The sequence below is a fragment of the Pseudonocardia broussonetiae genome (genome assembly GCF_013155125.1).
Lineage (GTDB): Bacteria > Actinomycetota > Actinomycetes > Mycobacteriales > Pseudonocardiaceae > Pseudonocardia > Pseudonocardia broussonetiae.
On record NZ_CP053564.1, the window covers coordinates 5,978,911 to 5,995,690 of the forward strand.

The window sequence follows — 16,780 nt, forward strand, 5'->3', positions numbered from 1 at the left end:
GTCCATGATGCCCCACGTGTCCCGTTCCGTCTCGTTCCCCGCCCTGTCCCGTGACGTGGCCGACGCGCTCGCGTCCGGCGGTGCCGTCGTCGCGCTGGAGAGCACGATCCTCGCGCACGGCCTGCCCGCGCCGCAGAACCGCGACGCCGCCGACGAGCTGGAGGAGGAGGTGCGCGCGCACGGCGCGGTGCCGGCGACGGTCGCCGTGCTCGACGGGGTGCCGCGCGTCGGGCTCAACGCCGCCGAGCTCGACCGCGTCTGCGGCGGCGATCTCGACAAGCTCTCGGTCCGCGACCTCGGCGTCGCCGTCGGCCTCGGCCGCGACGGCGCCACGACGGTGGCCGCCACCGCCGCGCTCGCCGCGGCCGCGGGCGTGCCCCTCTTCGCCACCGGCGGGCTGGGCGGGGTGCACCGCGGGGCGCGCGACACCTGGGACGTCTCGGCCGACCTCGCCGCGCTCGCCCGAACCGGTGTGCTCGTCGTGTGCTCCGGGGTGAAGTCGATCCTCGACGTCGCCGCCACCCTCGAGGTGCTGGAGACCGAGTCGGTGCCCGTGCTGGGCTACGGCACCGACGCCTTCCCCGGCTTCTACCGCCGCGACTCCGGCCACGCCGTGCCGTGGCGCGTCGACTCCCCCGCCGAGGCCGCCGCCGTCTGGCGCGCCCACCGCGACCTCTCCCCCGGCGTCGGTGCGGTGCTGGCCCAGCCCGTGCCCGTCGACGACGAGCTCGACGCCGCCCTGCACGACCGCCTGCTGACCGAGGGGCTCGCGCTGCTGGCCGAGCGCGGGATCACCGGCAAGGACGTCACGCCGGCCCTGCTGGAGCACTTCCACGCCGGCAGCGACGGCGCGAGCCTGCGCACGAACCTCGCCCTGGTGCGCGCGAACGCCGGGCTGGCCGCGCGGGTGGCCGTGGCGCTGGCCGGAGGGTGACCCCGGTCGTCGTCGTCGGCGACCTGGGCGTCGACGTGCTCGTGACGCCGTCGACGCCACCCGTCCCCGGGGCCGACGTCCCCGCCCGCATCCGGACGACGGCGGGCGGGGCGGGCGCGAACACCGCCGCCTGGCTCGCCCACCTCGGCGCGCCGGTGACGCTCGTGGCCCGCGTCGGCGACGACGGGCCCGGACGGGCGGCGGTGGCCGAGCTGGGGGCGTCCGGGGTGCGGGTGGCCGCGGCGGTGGACCCGGACGCGCCGACGTGCACGGTCGTCGTCCTGCTCGACGGCGACCGCACGATGCTGTCCGACCGCGGTGCCGCCGCCCGCCTCTCCCCCGACGACCTGCCGCCGCTCACCGGACGCGGGCACCTGCACCTGTCCGGGTACGTGCTGCTCGACCCGCCGTCGCGCCCCGCGGGCCTGGCCGCGCTGGCCGCCGCGCGCGCCGCCGGGTGGACGACCTCGGTCGACCCCCAGGCCGCGCCGGCGCTGACGCCGGAGTTCCTGCGGTGGGTGCGCGGGGTCGACCTGCTGCTGCCCAACGCCGACGAGCTCGCCGCGCTGGGCGGGTCGGCGCGGGCGCTGCTCGACGTGGTCGGCGCCGTGGCCGTCACCGACGGGGGGCGCGGGGCGCGCTGGGTCGACCGTTCCGGGACCTGGTCGGTCGTGCCGCGGGCCGTCACCCCGGTCGACCCGACGGGCGCCGGCGACGCGTTCGACGCCGGGCTGCTGGCCGCCCGGCTGGCGGGCGCGGGCCCGGAGGAGGCGCTGGCGGCCGGTTGCGCCGCCGGCGCTGCCGCCGTGCGGCACCCGGGCGCCCGGCCCCTCACACCCTGAGGTGGCCCAGGTCGACGAGGACCACCGCGCTCAGGTTGGGGGTGCGCGAGCAGGTCGGCTGCACCTGCGGACCACCGGAGTAGTGGCGGCGCAGCTCCTCGGAGAACCCGACGGCACCGACCTGCGCCCCGCGGTCCCCCAGCAGGTCCAGCGCCACCTGCAGCTCCGAGCGCGTCACCTCGGCCCGCCAGAGCCGCTGGGTGACGACCAGCGCGTCGCCGTCGACCTCCACCCGCAGCGTCGAGCTCCCGACGAGCGGGCGCACGGTCCGGCCACCGCGGTAGCGGTCCAGCACCGAGGCCCAGTCGAGACTCATTCCAGGTAGCCCAGGTCCTTGAGCACGTGCGCCGCCGACGTCGCCCGCACGTCGGCCACCAGCGCCCGGTACTCCTCGACGAAGAGCCCGGCGTGCCGGCTCATCCGGTCGGACTCGATCAGCCCGGCGGCCTTCTCCAGGTGCTCGCGCGCGAGCACGTCGCGCCACAGCGAGTTGCGGATGTGCACGCCGGTGTCGTCGACCCCGGTGATCTCCAGCGTCTTGCCGCCCGCGACCGTCGGGATCCTCACCCCGCCGTCGTAGCGGTCCATGACCCGTGTCCAGTCCAGTGGCACCGTCAGCCCCTCTCCACCCGCACCGGCGCCGTGCCGGGTCGGACCAGCTCCTCCACGTGCGCGAGCATCGCCTCGTGGCGGCCCTCGGCCAGTGCCACGTCGCACGACAGCACCGCCGCGAGCTCCTCGACGTCACCTCCGCGCAGGCAGGTCACCACGAAGGGCTCGCGGTGCTCCTGGGGCAGGTCCGCGATCCGGTCGCGCAGCTCGGGCCAGCCGCACACGACGGCCAGCCCACCGGCGTCGGCCGTGGCGATCAGCCCCTCGGCCAGCTTCGCGATCCGGCCGGAGAACGGCAGCCCGAAGTACCGGAACACCGCGGGTCGGGCCACCATCCCCGCGACCACCTGCACGCTCACCTGCTCGGCCAGCGTCGGATCGGCGAGGCGGTGGGTGCAGGTGAACCGCACGGCCTCGAAGAGCGCACCGACCCGGCCGAGCCACTCGTCGAACTCCTGCGCGCAGTCCGCCCCGGTCACGGCGTCGGGGGCCCTGTCTCCCATGGCGGGCATGGCTGTCTCCTGGGCGTGGCGGAGGGGACAGGGCCGGCCGGCGCCGAGCGCCGGCCGGCCCGGTACCGGTCAGGGGGTCGGGACGACCGTCTTGACCATCATCGCGATGTGCTCGGCCTGCACGATGGTGACGTCCTTCGAGATCGGGGCGTCGCCGCGGATGGCCTCGTGCGGGATGACGACCCAGCACGCGCAGCCCCAGATGCACTCGCCCGCCATGCCGTCGAACCGGATCGACTGCTCGGACAGGAGCACGCCGAGGTCGAGGAGCCAGGAGTGCATCATCAGCTTCTCGTCCCACGACTCGATCGCGTCGTAGGCGTCGCGGGCCGCGTAGAAGGCCGTGAAGTCGGTCTTCGCCACACCCGGGATGATGATGTTCGAGTACGCGGTCAGCTCGTCGAAGAACTCGCCGACCGAGGTGTTGACCGTGCCGTCGTCACCGTCGAGGACGAAGCCCTGCAGCGTCTCCTTGAGCTTGGTCTCCAGCGTCTCGTTCCACAGCTCGCGCGGAGCCACGGTGTGCGCCTCGATGTAGTCGGTCTTGAAACCCTCCTTGAGGCCCGACCACTGCGGGATGTAGCCGATCCACTTGCTGACGACCGCGCGCCACTTGCTGCGCGGCTCGCCGGGCAGCACCTCCACGCCCGGGTGGGTGTACTTCGCGACGTCGAAGACCGTCCACGTGCGGTCGCCGGAGATGTTGCGCTCGTGCGGGGCCCCGGTGAAGCCCATCGGGCGCAGCATCTTGAACAGCAGGCGGCCGTAGTCCTGCACGACGAAGCGCATGAAGGAGTCGTTCACGAACTTCCGCGTGACGCCCTTGCGGAGCGCGTCGCGGATCGCCGGCCTGCCGGTCTTCGTGTACGAGCCCAGGCGCTGCCAGGAGTGCTCCTGCGGCAGCGCGAAGAAGCCGCCGGTGAACGGGTTCTTGTAGAGGTCGCCCCACACCGCCATGACGCCCTGGTTCTTGGCGTCGTCGAGCATGCAGTCGATCTCGTTCATCGTCGGGTACAGCGCGGCGTCGCCGCCGACGTGCGCCTCGTCGCCGGAGAACGGCATGGCCGCCACGCCGACCACCGGGATGCGGCGGCCGAGCTTGACGTTGGACAGGTGCCGCGCCAGGTCGACGACCATGCCCGATCCGGTGCCGCCGGACAGGGAGAAGAACACGAGCACGAGCGACGGGAGCTTGGTCTGGTTGATGCTCGCGACGAAGTCGTCGAGCTCCTTCTCCAGCGACTTGTCCTCGCCGTAGTAGTAGTGCCCGTAGATGGCCTTGGCGATGGCGCGGGGGATGGAGTCCCCGGCCTTCGGCATCTCGGTGTCGCTGGGCAACCACGGCTCGTAGTTCGGGTTCCAGTAGTACCGGGGGTACTCCATCTTGAGGTACTCGCGCCAGCGGTTGAGGCTGGTCATGAGGTCCTTCTTCTCCGGCACGTCCAGCGACACGGTGCGGACCTGGGCCCGCTCGGTCGGGATGCCGCGCTCCGCGAGGCGCTGGTCGAAGCCGCTCACGTACTCCTTGAGCTCGTGCTGGTCCTGGTCGCCGATGTCGATCGAGAGGCCGGTGAACCGGGCGCGCGGGTCCTCCAGCATGTCCTCGATCTCGCCGGTGCGCAGCAGCGCCTCCACCATGTAGGCACCCATCTTGCCGATGCCGATCGCGTGGATGCAGTGCGGCGACTGCGCGCCGGTCGCACTGTGGTACATGGACAGTCCCATTGCGGATCCTCCTGTTTCGGGCGTGCGTCAGCGCGGTACGTCCTGGTGGGTGCGGACGGTCAGTCGAGGTAGCCGAGGTCCTTGAGGATGGTGGCGGCCGTCGTCGGCCGTTCGTCGGCGATGTAGGTGCGGTAGTGGTCGATGACGTCGCCGTAGTTGCGGGTCATCTTCCCCTCGTCGAGCAGCGTCATCGCCTTCTCGAGGTGGGCGCGGGTGATTCGGTCCTTCCAGAGCCGGTGCGAGACGTAGACGTAGCCCTCGTCGGCGCCGGTGACCTTGAGCGTGCGGGCCCCCGGCATCGACGGGAGCTCGGCACCGTCCCGGTAGCGCGTGACGACGTCGGCCCAGTCGGTGGCCATCAGCCGGACGCCGCCACACCGGCGCCGGAGGTGGCGATGGCCGCGACCTCCGCGTCGGTGATCGGGGAGGCGACGGACTCCCCGCGGATCGCGGCGTGCGGGACGACGACCCAGCAGGCGCAGCCCCAGATGCACTCGCCGCCCATGCCGTCGAACCGGATGGACGGCTCGCAGAGCATCACGCCGAGGTCGAGGATCCACGAGTGCAGGAGCAGCTTGTCGTCCCACTCCAGCGGGTCGTAGAGGTCGCGGGACGGGACGAACGCCTCCAGGTCGAGCTTGGTGGCGCGCGGCAGGACGACGCTGACGAAGTCGGCCCCCGCCGCGGTCTTGACGACGGGATCCACACGGGTGGTGGCGACCTCGCCGATCGCGCCCGCCACGGCCTCCGCCGCAGCCGCGGCCGCCTCGCCGGAGCCGAACACGCGGGCTTCGGCGTACTCCGTCGAGAAGCCCTTGACCAGGCCCAGGTCACCGAGCGTGCCGGCGTCGTCCAGCGTCGAGACGGCCAGGATGTTGAGCCACTTGTCGCTCTGCTCGCCCCGGATGGCGGGGTGCCACTGGTCGCCGGGGACGGCGAGCCAGTTGAGCGCCTTGAGCGACTCGTAGAGGTCCTTGCCACCGCCGGCGGACAGGAACTTCGCGACGCCGGGGACGACGTCCGCACCGGGTGCCTCGGGAACGGCGAAGAAGCCGCCGGTGAACGGGTTCTTGTAGAGGTCGCCCCACACCGCCATGACGCCCTGGTTCTTCGGAGTGTCGATCATGCAGTCGAGTTCGTTGATCACCGGGAAGAACTCGGCGGACGGCGTGGTCGGGGTGATGCCGACGCCGACCACCCACGGGCGGCGCCCCAGCTTGATGGACGACAGGTGGCGGGCGATGTCGACGACCAGCCCGCTGCCGATGCTGTCGCCGAGCGAGAACGGGATCACCACGACGGGCGTCTTGTCGCTGGCGAGGACGCCCGCGGCGAACGCCTCCATCGCCGTCGTGATCTCCTGGTTCTGGTAGTACTCGCAGTTGTAGATCGCCTTGGCGACCGCCCGCGGCACGAGCTCCCCCGGGCCGGGCAGCGCCAGGTCACCGGGCAGCCACGGCTCGTAGTTCGGGTTCCAGTAGTAGCGCGGGTACTCCATCTTGAGGAACTCGCGGTACCGGTTGAGCGACGCCGACAAACCGGCCCGGCTCGGGATGGGCAGGTCCACCGTGACGATGCCCGGCGTCTCCCCCGCCGCGGCGCGGACGGCCGCGAGCGGCCCGTCCCCGATGTTGACCGCCAGCGCGGTGAAGCCCTCGGGGGCGTCCTTGAGCATCTCCGCGACGACGGCCGCACCGGGTGCGCCCAGGCCGAGGACGTGCAGGGAGAACGGGCCCTCGTGGTCCCCGGCGTGGTGGACGTTCTCCTTGCTCAGCGCCTCGATGCGAGCCAGCGTCGTGTCGTGGGGATCGTCGTGTCCGTGTCCGTGTCCGTGGTCGTCCGACATCGTCTGCAAGCTCCTCGCGGCTGGTGGTTCTCGGACTTCTGGGGCGTTCAGGAGGCGCGGGTCATGGCCCGCGTCCGCAGCGTGCTTTCCAGCAGTGACCGCCCGGCCCGGGCCCGGCGCAGAGCGCTGACCGACAGCTCGGCGTACTGGAACTCGTACTCCTCGTCGCCGCACTCGCCGAGGGTGACGCCGTCGAAGCCCACGATCGCGGAGTGGCCCGACCAGCGACGCCCACCCGCGTGGCCGGCCGCGTTCGGGGCCACGACGTAGCAGGTGCCCATCCACGCCGCCGCCCGCGCGGCCAGCACCTGTGCGTAGGCGGGCACGTCGGGCTCGGCCTGGTAGCGGACCAGCAGTTCCGCGCCGCGGAACTGGCAGCCCTCGCCGACGGCGCTGTCGTCGCGGCAGATGCTCAGGCCGGTCCGCAGCCCGCCCGGCCCGCTGACGACGTCGGGCGGATCGCCGCCGCGGCGGCCGGCGGCCCGGCTGTGCCGCAGCACCACCTCGCCCCGGTCGTCGATGAGCACCACGGTGTGGTCGGGATCGGGTCGGCTGCGGCCGCCGCTGACCGAGAACACGCCCCAGACCGCGGCGGCGCGACAGGCCCTCGCGAAGACCGCGACGTCCTCGCCGGGCATCGTCAGTGCGTCCCGACCGGGGGGGCCGAACCCGTGCGTGCCGTGCTCGGGGAAGACGATCAGGTCGAGGCCGGGCTCACCGTGTTTCATGCCGACGACGAGGTCGGCGATCTGCAGGTAGTTGCGCCGCACGTCCGCGCGGGTGCGCGGCGCCGGAACGGTGTGGCTGAGCACCGCGACCCCGACCCGGTTCACGTCGAGACCGCACAGGCCCCGCGGTCGGCCATGATCGGACCGGACGCCGACGGGGTGATGTCGAAGTCGAAGATCGCGGTGGGCAGGTAGAGCGAGCAGCAGGCGTTCGGGATGTCGACGACGCCGCTGACCCGGCCCTCGATCGGGGCCGATCCGAGCAGCAGGTACGCCTGCGGGCCGGAGTACCCGAACTTCTTGAGGTACTCGATCGCGTTGAGGCAGGCGTTGCGGTAGGCGACCGTGGCGTCGTTGTAGTGGTTGGTGTTGGTCTCGTGGTCGACCGAGATGCCGATGAACGTCACGAACTCGCTGTAGCGCGGCTCGACGTTGCCGGGCATCAGGATCGGGTTGGTGGTGACGCCGTAGGTCTCCATTCCGCCCTTGATCAGGTCGACGTGGAAGTCGATGAACCCGCCCATCTCGATGGCCCCGCAGAAGGTGATCTCGCCGTCGCCCTGGGAGAAGTGCAGGTCACCGCCGGAGAACAGGGCGCCGCGGTGGTGCACCGGGTAGAAGACCCGCGAGCCGCGCGTGAAGTTCTTGATGTCGTGGTTGCCGCCGTTCTCGCGCGGGGGGACGGTGCGGGCCCCGTCGCGGGCGATCCCGGAGAGCATCTCGCCGGTGGCGGTACCGCCCAGGACGGCCGCCTCCAGGGGCGGCAGTGCGAGCGGGGGCACGCGGTCCGGGTCGGTGGCGATCAGGGCGCGCTCCCGCTCGTTCCACCTCGCGAGCAGCTGCGGCGACGGCGCGGTGCCGAACAGCCCCGGATGCGTGATCCCGGTGTAGCTGACGCCGGGGATGTGCCGCGAGGTCGCCTTCTGCCCGCTGAAGTCCCAGATGGCCTTGTACGCGTCGGGGTACTGGTCGGTGAGGAAGCCGCCGCCGTTGGCCTTGGAGAAGATGCCGGTGTAGCCCCAGCCCTGCCCGGGTGCGTCACCGATCTCCTGCGGGACCGGTCCGAGGTCGAGGATGTCGACGACGAGCAGGTCTCCCGGCTCCGCGCCCTCGATCGCGATGGGGCCCGACAGCATGTGGCAGCCGTCGAGGTACACGTCGCGGACGTCGTCGGCGGAGTCGTTGTTGCCGATCTGGGCGTCCGTCCACTCGCGGCACTCGATGCGGATCGACGAACCCGGCTTCACCGTGGCGGCGGGCGGGATGTCGGGGTGCCAGCGGTTGTGACCGGGGACGACCTGGTCACGCATCGACTTGGCCTGGTCCACGCTGAAGACGACGTCGGGCACGGCGAACCTCCTGGGAGTACCACTCGGGCGGGGGGGACGGGCGACGCAGCGGGGGCTACGGGCGAGGCAGGCGCAGCTGCCGGGGGTCGGTCGCGCGGCGCTGGGTGCGACCGGGCCGGCCCGGCAGCGACGTGACGACCCGGGGAGCGTCGGCACTGCGGTACTGGGCGTCGAGCGCGCCGCGCAGACCGGCGGGCAGCGCGCGCAGCGCCGGAGCCCCGAACACCCGGCGGGACGGTTCGGTGCAGGTCGGGCAGGTGGCGTCCGCAGCGGACTCGCGCATCGGACGGATCACGTCGAAGGGCCCGCACCGCACGCAGGTGTGCTGGTAGGTCGGCATGGGGACCCCTCTCGACGACCATTACTGTCATCTGAAACTATATCTGCCGGAAGTAGGTGTCAACCCCGTCCGGCCCGTTCACCGGCCGGCCAGCAGGGCGCGGCCGAGCGCGGTCAGGGAGAGCCCGATCCCGGCGAACAGCCCGGCCGGGCTCACGGCCACGACCCCCACCACCATGACGAGCAGACCCGCGGTCAGCAGCGTCGCGGGCGTCGGGCCGGCCGACGGCGCCAGGAGGCCCCGTTCCATCCGACCGAGCTCCAGGCGCTCCCGCTCGGTGAGCCGCACCCGGTCGTGGGCGGGGATCACGCGCCGACCCCCGGACGCACCGGGCCGGAGATCCGGCCGAGGAGCACGCGGCGGTGGTCGCACCCCGGCCGGGGGACGATCGGGTTCGTGGTCGTCATCTGCTGCTGCTCCTCGTCGGCGGGACGGGCACGTGCGGTTCAGGGGCGGCGACGACCGGGCCGCAGCCAGTCGGCGGTGCGCCGGTGCCGGCCGAGCCCGGCGACGACGAACTCGTCGCTGCGGCCGGCGGCCACGACCCCGAGTTCGCGCAGCGCCACGGAGACGGGAGCGGTGGACGACACGAACTCCTCCTGGCGCCCCAGCAGCAGAGGGCCGGTCACGAGGCTCCCCGCACGCCACACCGCGGCCGTCTGGTGCCCGACCAGGCCCAGGTAGTCGGCCTCGACGTAGGCGAGCGAGCCCCGCGTCGACGCGGCCTCCAGCAGTGCGACCAGGCCGGGCGTCAGGACGGAGAACCCCGACTCCGGGCCGGTCAACCAGGTCTCCCTGCGCTGCGCCGCCTGGGGCGTGCCGCCCGGCATGGCGTCCATCCCGAGCGCGCACAGGGCGGCCGGCGTGACCTGCGCGGCCAGCTCCGCCGTGACCGGCAGCAGCACGAGGTCCGCCGCGTCGAGCGGCACGGCCTCGATCCCGAGCACCGCGGCGGCGCCGGAGAGCGCGTCGGCGCCGCCGATCACGCCGGCCAGCTCGTAGCGCAGGCCGGTCACCACACCGCACCTCGGTTCCGTCGCACAGATACAGTCTATCGGAATAGTGTCGAACGGAAATACCTCGGAGGTGTCCTTTGCTTTACGATGACCGTGCTCCTGGCCTCCGGGCCGGGAGCGCGACGGCAGGAGGCGACGTGACGGCGACGGGGCAGGACTCGGGACGACGTGCCCCGCTGGATCGACTGCTCGGCCGGGCCGAATACCTCGTGGCACGCCGCATCGAGGCCGTCGTGGCCACCGACGGGCTGACCATCGACCAGTGGCGGGTGCTCGACCTGCTCTCCGACGGCGGGGGCCACACAATGTCCGGCATCGCAGCGGCCGTCGGAGTGCCGAGCCCGACGCTCACCAAGCTCGTCGACCGGCTCGTCGACACGGCCCGGGTCTACCGCCTCGCGGACGCGCGCGACCGCAGGCGCGTCCTGGTGTTCCTGTCCGACGAGGGTCACGCCGTGCACACGCGCCTGTCCCCCGCGGTGCGGGACGTCGAGGCCGACGTGCTCGGCGGGGTCGGTGGCGACGCACCGGCGCTGCTCGACCTGCTCGACCAGCTCGTCTCGGGCGGCTGAACGCCCCGACGACCGGGCGTGCCCGGCTCAGGCGCCGCCGCTGAGCTCGGCGAGCACGTCGAACTCCAGGCCGTCGGCCCTCGCCAGGTAGATGCGCTGCATCAGGTGCCTGTCGTGCATCCGCACGGCGCCCCGTGGACCCTCGTAGGTGACCGACTCCGCGGTCGCGCTGATCGGCGCCACATCGGTGCTCCGCGCCGCCGCCGCGAGGTGCGACAGCAGGGTCATCCCCTCGAAGCACGACTCGCCCGGCGAGGTGATCGCCGGGGCGGTGGACCCCAGCCGATCGAGGTAGCGGCGCTCGAAGTCGAGGCCGTGCGGGGTGCCGAGCGCCTCGAAGAACCCCGCGGCGGAGTACAGCTCATGGGTGTTGGCGGCCCCGGTGGCCAGGAGCATGTTCTCGTCCATCAGCGGGCTCAGCCGGACGCAGTGGTCGTGCAGGCGCATCTCGGTGAACGCCCGGTTGAACTGCACGGCGTCGGAACCCAGGAGGAACATCAGCACGCCCTGCGCGCGCGAACGCTCCACGCGGCGCAGCGTCGGGCCGAACTCCTCGGTACCCAGGCCCACGTAGATCTCGTCACGGATCTCCGCGCCCACCGACGCGGCGAACGTCCGAGCCACCCGGGCCGACGCCCGCGGCCAGACGTAGTCGTTGCCGACGATGCACCAGCTCCGGACGCCCAGCTCGCCCGCCATCCAGCGGAGTGCGGGCAGCAGTTGTCCGGCCGGGGTCTCGCCCGTCAGGAACACTCCCGGCGTCCGCTCCCCGCCCTCGTAGAGCGCGGTGTAGACGTAGGCCACCCGCCCCTCCAGGCGTGGCGCGACGGCCTGCCGGACGGCGGAGGTGTGCCACCCCGCGACGGCGCCGACAGCCCCGCTCGCCACCAGCGACCCGACCTCGGCGGCCACCTCCTGCGGCGACCGCCCGCCGTCGACCGAGCGCAGCCGGACCTCACGACCGAGGATGCCACCGTCCTCGTTGATCTCCGAGACGGCCAGCCGCCCGCTCGCCCAGCAGGACGGGCCGTAGATTCCGGACGGCCCGCTGCTCGGGACGACGAAGGCGACGTCGAGCGTCTCGGCGACCATGGGGACCTCCCCGGCTGCTCCCGGGGCCGGAAGCTGCACCAGTCTGGGAGCACGGTATTACCGTGATGTTGACGGCGCCTGCGCCGTTCGAGTGGTATCTGCGCAGGTGTGCATGCATAGGGTGGATTCATGTCACGCCGCCGCAACTCCCCCTCGCTCCCGGCCGGGTGCACCGTCACCGTCTGCCGCGGATGCTGCTGCGGCACCGAGCGCAAGCACCCGGGCGTCGACCACGCGGGCCAGGTCGCGGCACTCCGGGACGGCGTCGGCGGGGCCGGGCGCGTGCGCGTCACCGACTGCCTCGACGCCTGCGAGCGGTCCAACGTCGTGGTCGTCGGCCCCTCCCCGGCGGGCCGGGCCGCAGGGGCCAGGCCGGTCTGGCTGGCCAACGTGCTGCACCCGGAGACGGTGGACGAGGTCGTCGCCTGGGTGCAGGCGGGCGGGCCCGGCGTCGACGACCCGCCCGGCCTGCTCGACCTGTGCGTGTTCACGCCGTCGCGCCGCGCGCGGGCCGAGGCCGGCGAGATCTAGAATCCTTCCGTTCGGAAGCATTAGCATGGCGGCATGACCCCACCACCCGTCGTCGACGAGATCGCGGCGTCCGCGCGCACCGACCCCTCCGGGCCGAACCTCGTCCGGCTGTGGGAGGCCGTCTACGGCCTGGAGCACTGGTGGCTGCTGCCGACCGGCACGGCCGAGGACCCGAGGCCGCTGGTGGGCGTCGTCGGGGAGCAGCGCTTCCTGCTCGCGTTCACCGGTCGGCACCACGTGGCCGCGTTCGCGGGAGCACGCGACGGCGCCGGGTCCGCGGGCGCCACCGCCGCCATGACCATCACGCCCGCCGACCTCACCGGACTCGCCCCGACCCTCGCCGCCGGGGGCATCGCGGGTGTCCTGTTCGACCAGGGGGTGCACGACCTGGTCGCGCCCGTCACCGGCCTGTCGTCCCTGTGGACGCGTTTCGGACAGGCCGCCTGAGCGGCCGCCCCGGCGGGGACGCACCCGGCGCAGCGCCCGGGTGCAGCCGCCCGGGCCTCAGTCCTCCTGGTCGATCACGCGGTGCTCGACCGCGCGCGCCGCGGGGGCCTCGATCTGCGGGCGGTCGGCCTGGAAGCGGCTGACCTCCTCGCGCTTCTTCGGCAGCCGGTCGTTCGCGATCAGCACGGCCATCCAGGGCAGCGGGATCGAGATGACGAGCAGGGCGACCGCGAGCCAGGGGATCGTGTAGAACACGCCCGCGAGGACCATGAGCGGGATCCGCATCCCCATCATGATCTTGTACCGGTGCTTGCGCGCGGCGAGCTCCTCCTCGTAGGACATCGCCGCGTCCGTGATCAGGACCGGGTTCGCCGCATGCTGCGGGTCGGCCACGGTGACTCCTTCGCCGGCGCCGTGAGGCGCCCTCACCGGCGGCGCTGGGAACCAGCGGTGGCCACGGGAGACGGGCCACTCGACCGCCGACTCCATGGTGCCACTCACCCCTGCGGGGCGCCCGTCGACCCTGCCCCTGCAGAGGTGGTCTGCACCACGGCGGCGAGGAGTTCGTGCAGCTCGGCGGCCGTGCGCGGGCGTGCGCCGGACCCCGCGGCGGCGAGCAGGCGGTGCACCGCGGGCGCCCACGCCGGGCCGAGGCGGGCGGCGCGCAGCAGGGCGGCGTCGCCGAGGACCTCCGACGTCTCCCCGGTGACGACCCGGCCGTCGACGACGACCGCGACCTCGTCGGCGAAGCGGTGCGCGAGGTCGACGTCGTGGGTCGACAGGACGGGCGTGGTGCCGGTGGCGTGCAGCCCGGCGAGGGTCTCGAGCAGCTCCTCGACGCCGGCCGGGTCGAGACCCGCGGTGGGCTCGTCGAGCACCAGCAGCCGGGGCGCCATCGCGACCGCCCCCGCGATGGCCACCCGCTTCTTCTGCCCGAACGACAGCATGTGTGTGGGCCGGTCGGCGAGGCCGGTGATGCCCAGCGCGAGCAGGGCGGCGTCGACGCGGGCGCGCACCTCGTCGGCGGGCAGGCCCATGTTGACCGGCCCGAACGACACGTCCTGCCCGACGCTGGCGGAGAACAGCTGGTCGTCGGGGTCCTGCAGGACCAGCTGCACCTGCGTGCGCAGCGCGGTGAGCCCGCGGCGGGTGCGCCGCACGGGTTCGCCGTCGAGCAGCACCTCCCCCGCACCGGGCGCGAGCGCGCCGGCGAGCAGGCGGAACAGCGTCGTCTTGCCGCCGCCGTTGGGTCCGAGCACGGCGACCCGGCGGCCGGCGTGCAGCGCGAGGTCGGCGCCGTCGAGGACCGGCCGGCCCGCCTCGTAGGCGAAGCAGAGGCCCCGGGCCTCCAGGACGGGCGTCACGCCAGCACCAGCGTCACGGTGACGACGGCCCCGACCAGCACCGCCGAGGCGACGACGAACGGCACCGACAGCGGCCGCTCGTCGACCTGCACCCGCAGCGACCCGGTGTAGCCGCGCAGCGCGAGCCCCTGCTCGAGGCGCCGGGCCCGGTCGAACGCCCCGACGAAGACCGCAGCGGCCTGCCCCGCGACGCAGCGGTAGGTGGTGCGCCAGGTCCGGAAGCCCAGCCGCCCGGCCTGCGCCTCGCGGACGGTGCCGGCCGTCTCCAGCAGGAGGAACAGCAGCCGGTAGACCAGCGCCGCCACCTCGGTGACGGCGGCGGGCACGCCGAGGCGCTCCAGCCGCGGCAGCGCGTCGGCCAGCGGGGTGCTGGCCGCGAACAGGACGAGGCAGAGCAGCGCGGCGGTGGCGCGCCCGGCCAGTGCGACGGCGGGGCCGAGGCCCTCCGGGGCCCAGCGCACCAGCGGGTCGCCGCCGACGGCGACGAGCAGCGGCACCGACCCGACGACGACGAACACGAGCGGTGCCCGCACCGCGCGCAGCACCTGCCCGGGCCGCAGGCGCAGCGGGCCGAGCAGCAGCGCGAGCGCCACCGCCCCGACGACGAGCGCGCCCGGCCACGGCGGCAGCGCGACCGCCGCGCCGACCAGCCCGAGGGCCAGCAGCGCCTTCTCCCCCGGGTGCCGCCGCCGCCAGGGCGTCGTCTGCGCGAGGGTGTCCAGCCCGTGCATCAGGCCCGGTCGTCGGGCTGTGCGTCCGCGACGGCGGCCGGGCGGGCCAGCCGGCGCCGGGTGTTCAGGGTGCCGAACAGGTAGCCCAGGAAGCCCGCGCCGACGGCCGCCTGCAGCGCGAACAGCGTCGACGCCGTCTCCGCCTCCGGCTGGAAGACCGGCGTGAACCAGGGCTCGTAGCCGGGGTGGTCGGCCTCGATCTGCTCGACGGCCAGCCCGTCGGCGCCGCCGAACTCGGTGTCGCTGCCGATGAACACCAGCGGGACGGCGGCGATCACCACCACGGCGAGCACGAGCAGCCAGTTGACCAGTGCGGAGCGCGACACGTCAGGCCTCCTGCGGGGCGGGGGTCGTGGCGGGGCGGCGCAGGACGCCGAGGCGGAGCAGCTCCGCGGGGCTGACCTTCACCAGCAGCCGCACGATCAGCACCGTCAGCAGCCCCTCGCAGACCGCGAGCGGGATCTGGGTGATCGAGAAGATCGCGCCGAACTTGACGATCGAGCCGAGCACGCCGGAGGCCGCGTCGGGGTAGGCCAGCGCGAGCTGCACCGAGGTGGTCGAGTAGGTGGCGAGGTCGGCCAGCGAGGCCGCGAGGAACACCCCGACCGACAGGCCGCCCCCGAGCTTCCCGACCAGCACGAACACCCCGTAGGCGACCCACGGCCCGACGATCGCCATCGAGAACGCGTTCGCGCCCAGCGTCGTGATGCCTCCGTGGGCGATCAGCAGGGCCTGGAACAGCAGCACGATCGTGCCGAGCAGCGCCATCACCGGGGGCCGGAACAGGATCGCCCCCAGGCCGGTGCCGGTGGGGTGCGAGCTCGACCCGGTGACCGACGGGATCTTCAGCGCCGACAGCACGAACGCGAACGCGCCGGCCGCGCCGAGGAGCAGCTTCGTGTCGGGGTCCTCGCGGACCTGGCGCACGACGGCCCGGGCGCCGTGGACGACGAACGGCGCCGCCGCCACCGTCCAGGCGGCCGCGTGCAGCGGGGGGAGGTACCCCTCGGCGATGTGCATGGCGCGACTCCCGGGTCGTGACGGCGACGGTCGGTCGACCCTAGGACCCGGACGGGCGCGCCTGCAAGCATGAACAGGTCTTCAATCTTTGACGTTCTTGTTTCCGTTCAGCTGTCGGCGGCGTGGCCGTGCGCGTGCAGCGCGACCTCCCCGACCACCCCGACGGAGACGACGTCGAGCAGCCGCTCGGTGAGCGCGCCCGTGACGCGGTAGCGCACCAGCCGGCCCTCGCGGCTCGCGAGCACCATCCCGTGGGCGCGCAGCAGGCGCAGGGCGTGCGAGACCGCGCTGTCGCTCATCCCGACGGCGAAGGCGAGGTCGGAGACGCACAGGTCGCCGGCGTGGTGCAGGGCGAGCAGGATCGACAGGCGGTTGACGTCGCCGAGCGCGTCGAGCACGGCCGCGGCGTGCTGCACCTGCTCGGTGTCGGCGAGCACGGCGGTGGCGTCGCAGACCTGGTCGGGATCGACGACCCGCACGTCGCGGAGCTTCTCGGGGACCTGGTGCACGTCCCGGCCCTACTTCGCGGACTTCGCGGCGGCCTTCGCGGCCTGCTTGAACTCCCGCACCTTGAGCAGCGACTCGGGGTCGCGGACGTCGGCCACCGAGCGGTGCGCGCCCTCGTCGCCGTAGGAGCCGGCCGCCTCGCGCCACCCGGGAGGGGTGACGCCCCGCTGCTTGCCCAGCAGCGCGGTGAAGATCTGCGCCTTCTGCTTGCCGAACCCGGGGAGGGCGACGAGCCGGGCCACCAGCTCCTTCCCGTCCTCGACACCGGTCCAGACGAGCGTGACGTCGCCGTCGTAGGTCTCGACGAGCGCCGCGCACAGCGCCTGCACCCGCCCGGCCATCGACTTCGGGTAGCGGTGCAGCGCCCGCGGCGTCGCGAACAGGGCGACGAGGGCGTCGGGGTCGTGCGCGGCGATCTCGCGGGCGTCGAGCCGGTCGCGGCCCAGCCGGCGGGCGAGCTCGGCGGGCGCCCAGAACGCGTGCTCCATCGGGATCTGCTGGTCGAGCAGCATCCCGATCAGGAGGGCGAGGGGGTCGCGGTCGAGCAGCGCGTCGGAGTCGGCGTCCTGGCTCAGCTGCAGCGGCACGCCCCCGAGCGTAGCGGCGTCGCCC

24 protein-coding genes are annotated in these 16,780 nt (G+C 73.5%); 5 read left to right on the forward strand and 19 right to left on the reverse strand.

The window, feature by feature from the left end:
- Positions 1–7 precede the first annotated feature (7 nt).
- Together HOP40_RS28960 and HOP40_RS28965 are read left to right on the forward strand one after the other, a co-directional pair.
- Positions 8–934 (forward strand): pseudouridine-5'-phosphate glycosidase, encoded by a 927-nt coding sequence (locus HOP40_RS28960; RefSeq protein WP_240157842.1) that lies wholly within the window; start codon positions 8–10, stop codon positions 932–934.
- Entirely contained in the window at positions 931–1,776 is an 846-nt protein-coding gene (locus tag HOP40_RS28965) for a carbohydrate kinase family protein (protein ID WP_172164702.1), read from the forward strand. The genes HOP40_RS28960 and HOP40_RS28965 overlap by 4 nt, the downstream gene beginning before the upstream one ends.
- Here the strand turns inward: HOP40_RS28965 and HOP40_RS28970 are convergent.
- From HOP40_RS28970 to HOP40_RS29020, 11 genes are all read right to left on the reverse strand, one after another.
- On the reverse strand, positions 1,766–2,092 hold the full coding sequence (locus HOP40_RS28970) for a hypothetical protein (protein WP_172164705.1): 327 nt from the start codon (positions 2,090–2,092) through the stop codon (positions 1,766–1,768). The two genes, HOP40_RS28965 and HOP40_RS28970, sit on opposite strands and share 11 nt — an antisense overlap.
- Complete coding sequence (locus HOP40_RS28975; RefSeq protein WP_240157345.1) at positions 2,089–2,364, reverse strand: hypothetical protein; 276 nt, start codon at positions 2,362–2,364, stop codon at positions 2,089–2,091. Before HOP40_RS28975 ends, HOP40_RS28970 begins: the two co-directional genes overlap by 4 nt.
- A gap of 26 nt (positions 2,365–2,390) precedes the next feature.
- On the reverse strand, positions 2,391–2,900 hold the full coding sequence (locus HOP40_RS28980; RefSeq protein WP_172164711.1) for a hypothetical protein: 510 nt from the start codon (positions 2,898–2,900) through the stop codon (positions 2,391–2,393).
- A gap of 69 nt (positions 2,901–2,969) precedes the next feature.
- Positions 2,970–4,625 (reverse strand): tubulin-like doman-containing protein, encoded by a 1,656-nt coding sequence (locus tag HOP40_RS28985; protein ID WP_172164714.1) that lies wholly within the window; start codon positions 4,623–4,625, stop codon positions 2,970–2,972.
- Positions 4,626–4,684: 59 nt separating this feature from the next.
- The gene (locus tag HOP40_RS28990) at positions 4,685–4,984 is read right to left on the reverse strand and encodes a hypothetical protein (RefSeq protein WP_172164717.1); all 300 of its coding nucleotides are present in this window, start codon (positions 4,982–4,984) and stop codon (positions 4,685–4,687) included.
- The gene (locus tag HOP40_RS28995; RefSeq protein WP_172164720.1) at positions 4,984–6,471 is read right to left on the reverse strand and encodes a hypothetical protein; all 1,488 of its coding nucleotides are present in this window, start codon (positions 6,469–6,471) and stop codon (positions 4,984–4,986) included. Before HOP40_RS28995 ends, HOP40_RS28990 begins: the two co-directional genes overlap by 1 nt.
- Positions 6,472–6,518: 47 nt before the next feature.
- Positions 6,519–7,304 carry a nitrilase-related carbon-nitrogen hydrolase gene (locus HOP40_RS29000; protein ID WP_172164723.1) on the reverse strand — a complete coding sequence of 262 codons (786 nt, stop codon included), beginning with the start codon at positions 7,302–7,304 and terminating at the stop codon, positions 6,519–6,521.
- On the reverse strand, positions 7,301–8,548 hold the full coding sequence (gene fmdA, locus HOP40_RS29005) for a formamidase (RefSeq protein WP_172164726.1): 1,248 nt from the start codon (positions 8,546–8,548) through the stop codon (positions 7,301–7,303). The genes HOP40_RS29000 and fmdA overlap by 4 nt, the downstream gene beginning before the upstream one ends.
- A gap of 55 nt (positions 8,549–8,603) precedes the next feature.
- Positions 8,604–8,888, reverse strand: coding sequence for an FmdB family zinc ribbon protein (locus tag HOP40_RS29010; protein WP_172164730.1), 285 nt, complete (start codon positions 8,886–8,888; stop codon positions 8,604–8,606).
- A gap of 78 nt (positions 8,889–8,966) precedes the next feature.
- Positions 8,967–9,197 (reverse strand): hypothetical protein, encoded by a 231-nt coding sequence (locus tag HOP40_RS29015; RefSeq protein WP_172164733.1) that lies wholly within the window; start codon positions 9,195–9,197, stop codon positions 8,967–8,969.
- 137 nt (positions 9,198–9,334) lie between these two features.
- On the reverse strand, positions 9,335–9,904 hold the full coding sequence (locus tag HOP40_RS29020; protein ID WP_172164736.1) for a hypothetical protein: 570 nt from the start codon (positions 9,902–9,904) through the stop codon (positions 9,335–9,337).
- Between the two features lie 137 nt (positions 9,905–10,041).
- Here HOP40_RS29020 and HOP40_RS29025 point away from each other — a divergent pair, with 137 nt between their 5' ends.
- Positions 10,042–10,476 (forward strand): MarR family winged helix-turn-helix transcriptional regulator, encoded by a 435-nt coding sequence (locus tag HOP40_RS29025; protein WP_172164739.1) that lies wholly within the window; start codon positions 10,042–10,044, stop codon positions 10,474–10,476.
- A 27-nt stretch (positions 10,477–10,503) separates the two neighbouring features.
- Here the strand turns inward: HOP40_RS29025 and HOP40_RS29030 are convergent, their stop codons facing one another.
- On the reverse strand, positions 10,504–11,568 hold the full coding sequence (locus tag HOP40_RS29030; protein ID WP_172164742.1) for a substrate-binding domain-containing protein: 1,065 nt from the start codon (positions 11,566–11,568) through the stop codon (positions 10,504–10,506).
- Positions 11,569–11,697: 129 nt separating this feature from the next.
- Between HOP40_RS29030 and HOP40_RS29035 the strand changes: the two genes are divergently transcribed.
- Together HOP40_RS29035 and HOP40_RS29040 are read left to right on the forward strand one after the other, a co-directional pair.
- Positions 11,698–12,099, forward strand: a complete 402-nt coding sequence (locus HOP40_RS29035) for a hypothetical protein (RefSeq protein WP_172164745.1) — start codon at positions 11,698–11,700, stop codon at positions 12,097–12,099.
- Positions 12,100–12,132: 33 nt separating this feature from the next.
- Positions 12,133–12,546 carry a hypothetical protein gene (locus HOP40_RS29040; protein ID WP_172164748.1) on the forward strand — a complete coding sequence of 138 codons (414 nt, stop codon included), beginning with the start codon at positions 12,133–12,135 and terminating at the stop codon, positions 12,544–12,546.
- A 57-nt stretch (positions 12,547–12,603) separates the two neighbouring features.
- Here the strand turns inward: HOP40_RS29040 and HOP40_RS29045 are convergent, their stop codons facing one another.
- The 7 genes from HOP40_RS29045 to HOP40_RS29075 form a co-directional block, all read right to left on the reverse strand.
- Positions 12,604–12,939: a DUF3099 domain-containing protein gene (locus tag HOP40_RS29045; protein ID WP_275691317.1), complete on the reverse strand. Its 336-nt coding sequence runs from the start codon at positions 12,937–12,939 to the stop codon at positions 12,604–12,606.
- 104 nt (positions 12,940–13,043) lie between these two features.
- Positions 13,044–13,910 carry an energy-coupling factor ABC transporter ATP-binding protein gene (locus HOP40_RS29050; RefSeq protein WP_172164754.1) on the reverse strand — a complete coding sequence of 289 codons (867 nt, stop codon included), beginning with the start codon at positions 13,908–13,910 and terminating at the stop codon, positions 13,044–13,046.
- The gene (cbiQ, locus tag HOP40_RS29055) at positions 13,907–14,641 is read right to left on the reverse strand and encodes a cobalt ECF transporter T component CbiQ (protein ID WP_172164757.1); all 735 of its coding nucleotides are present in this window, start codon (positions 14,639–14,641) and stop codon (positions 13,907–13,909) included. Before cbiQ ends, HOP40_RS29050 begins: the two co-directional genes overlap by 4 nt.
- On the reverse strand, positions 14,641–14,967 hold the full coding sequence (locus HOP40_RS29060; RefSeq protein ID WP_172164760.1) for an energy-coupling factor ABC transporter substrate-binding protein: 327 nt from the start codon (positions 14,965–14,967) through the stop codon (positions 14,641–14,643). Before HOP40_RS29060 ends, cbiQ begins: the two co-directional genes overlap by 1 nt.
- A gap of 1 nt (position 14,968) precedes the next feature.
- On the reverse strand, positions 14,969–15,661 hold the full coding sequence (locus tag HOP40_RS29065; protein WP_172164763.1) for an energy-coupling factor ABC transporter permease: 693 nt from the start codon (positions 15,659–15,661) through the stop codon (positions 14,969–14,971).
- Positions 15,662–15,768: 107 nt separating this feature from the next.
- Entirely contained in the window at positions 15,769–16,170 is a 402-nt protein-coding gene (locus HOP40_RS29070; RefSeq protein WP_172164766.1) for an ArsR/SmtB family transcription factor, read from the reverse strand.
- A gap of 9 nt (positions 16,171–16,179) precedes the next feature.
- On the reverse strand, positions 16,180–16,755 hold the full coding sequence (locus HOP40_RS29075; protein ID WP_172164769.1) for an HhH-GPD-type base excision DNA repair protein: 576 nt from the start codon (positions 16,753–16,755) through the stop codon (positions 16,180–16,182).
- Positions 16,756–16,780 lie beyond the last annotated feature (25 nt).

Bases quoted from the DNA above. Each gene is read 5' to 3' on its own strand.
- HOP40_RS28960 (WP_240157842.1), top strand. From the start codon at position 8: ATGCCCCACGTGTCCCGTTCCGTCTCGTTCCCCGCCCTGTCCCGTGAC.
- HOP40_RS28970 (WP_172164705.1), bottom strand. From the start codon at position 2,092: ATGAGTCTCGACTGGGCCTCGGTGCTGGACCGCTACCGCGGTGGCCGG.
- HOP40_RS28975 (WP_240157345.1), bottom strand. From the start codon at position 2,364: ATGGACCGCTACGACGGCGGGGTGAGGATCCCGACGGTCGCGGGCGGC.
- HOP40_RS28980 (WP_172164711.1), bottom strand. From the start codon at position 2,900: ATGCCCGCCATGGGAGACAGGGCCCCCGACGCCGTGACCGGGGCGGAC.
- HOP40_RS28985 (WP_172164714.1), bottom strand. From the start codon at position 4,625: ATGGGACTGTCCATGTACCACAGTGCGACCGGCGCGCAGTCGCCGCAC.
- HOP40_RS28990 (WP_172164717.1), bottom strand. From the start codon at position 4,984: ATGGCCACCGACTGGGCCGACGTCGTCACGCGCTACCGGGACGGTGCC.
- HOP40_RS28995 (WP_172164720.1), bottom strand. From the start codon at position 6,471: ATGTCGGACGACCACGGACACGGACACGGACACGACGATCCCCACGAC.
- HOP40_RS29010 (WP_172164730.1), bottom strand. From the start codon at position 8,888: ATGCCGACCTACCAGCACACCTGCGTGCGGTGCGGGCCCTTCGACGTG.
- HOP40_RS29030 (WP_172164742.1), bottom strand. From the start codon at position 11,568: ATGGTCGCCGAGACGCTCGACGTCGCCTTCGTCGTCCCGAGCAGCGGG.
- HOP40_RS29035 (WP_172164745.1), top strand. From the start codon at position 11,698: ATGTCACGCCGCCGCAACTCCCCCTCGCTCCCGGCCGGGTGCACCGTC.
- HOP40_RS29040 (WP_172164748.1), top strand. From the start codon at position 12,133: ATGACCCCACCACCCGTCGTCGACGAGATCGCGGCGTCCGCGCGCACC.
- cbiQ (WP_172164757.1), bottom strand. From the start codon at position 14,641: ATGCACGGGCTGGACACCCTCGCGCAGACGACGCCCTGGCGGCGGCGG.
- HOP40_RS29065 (WP_172164763.1), bottom strand. From the start codon at position 15,661: ATGCACATCGCCGAGGGGTACCTCCCCCCGCTGCACGCGGCCGCCTGG.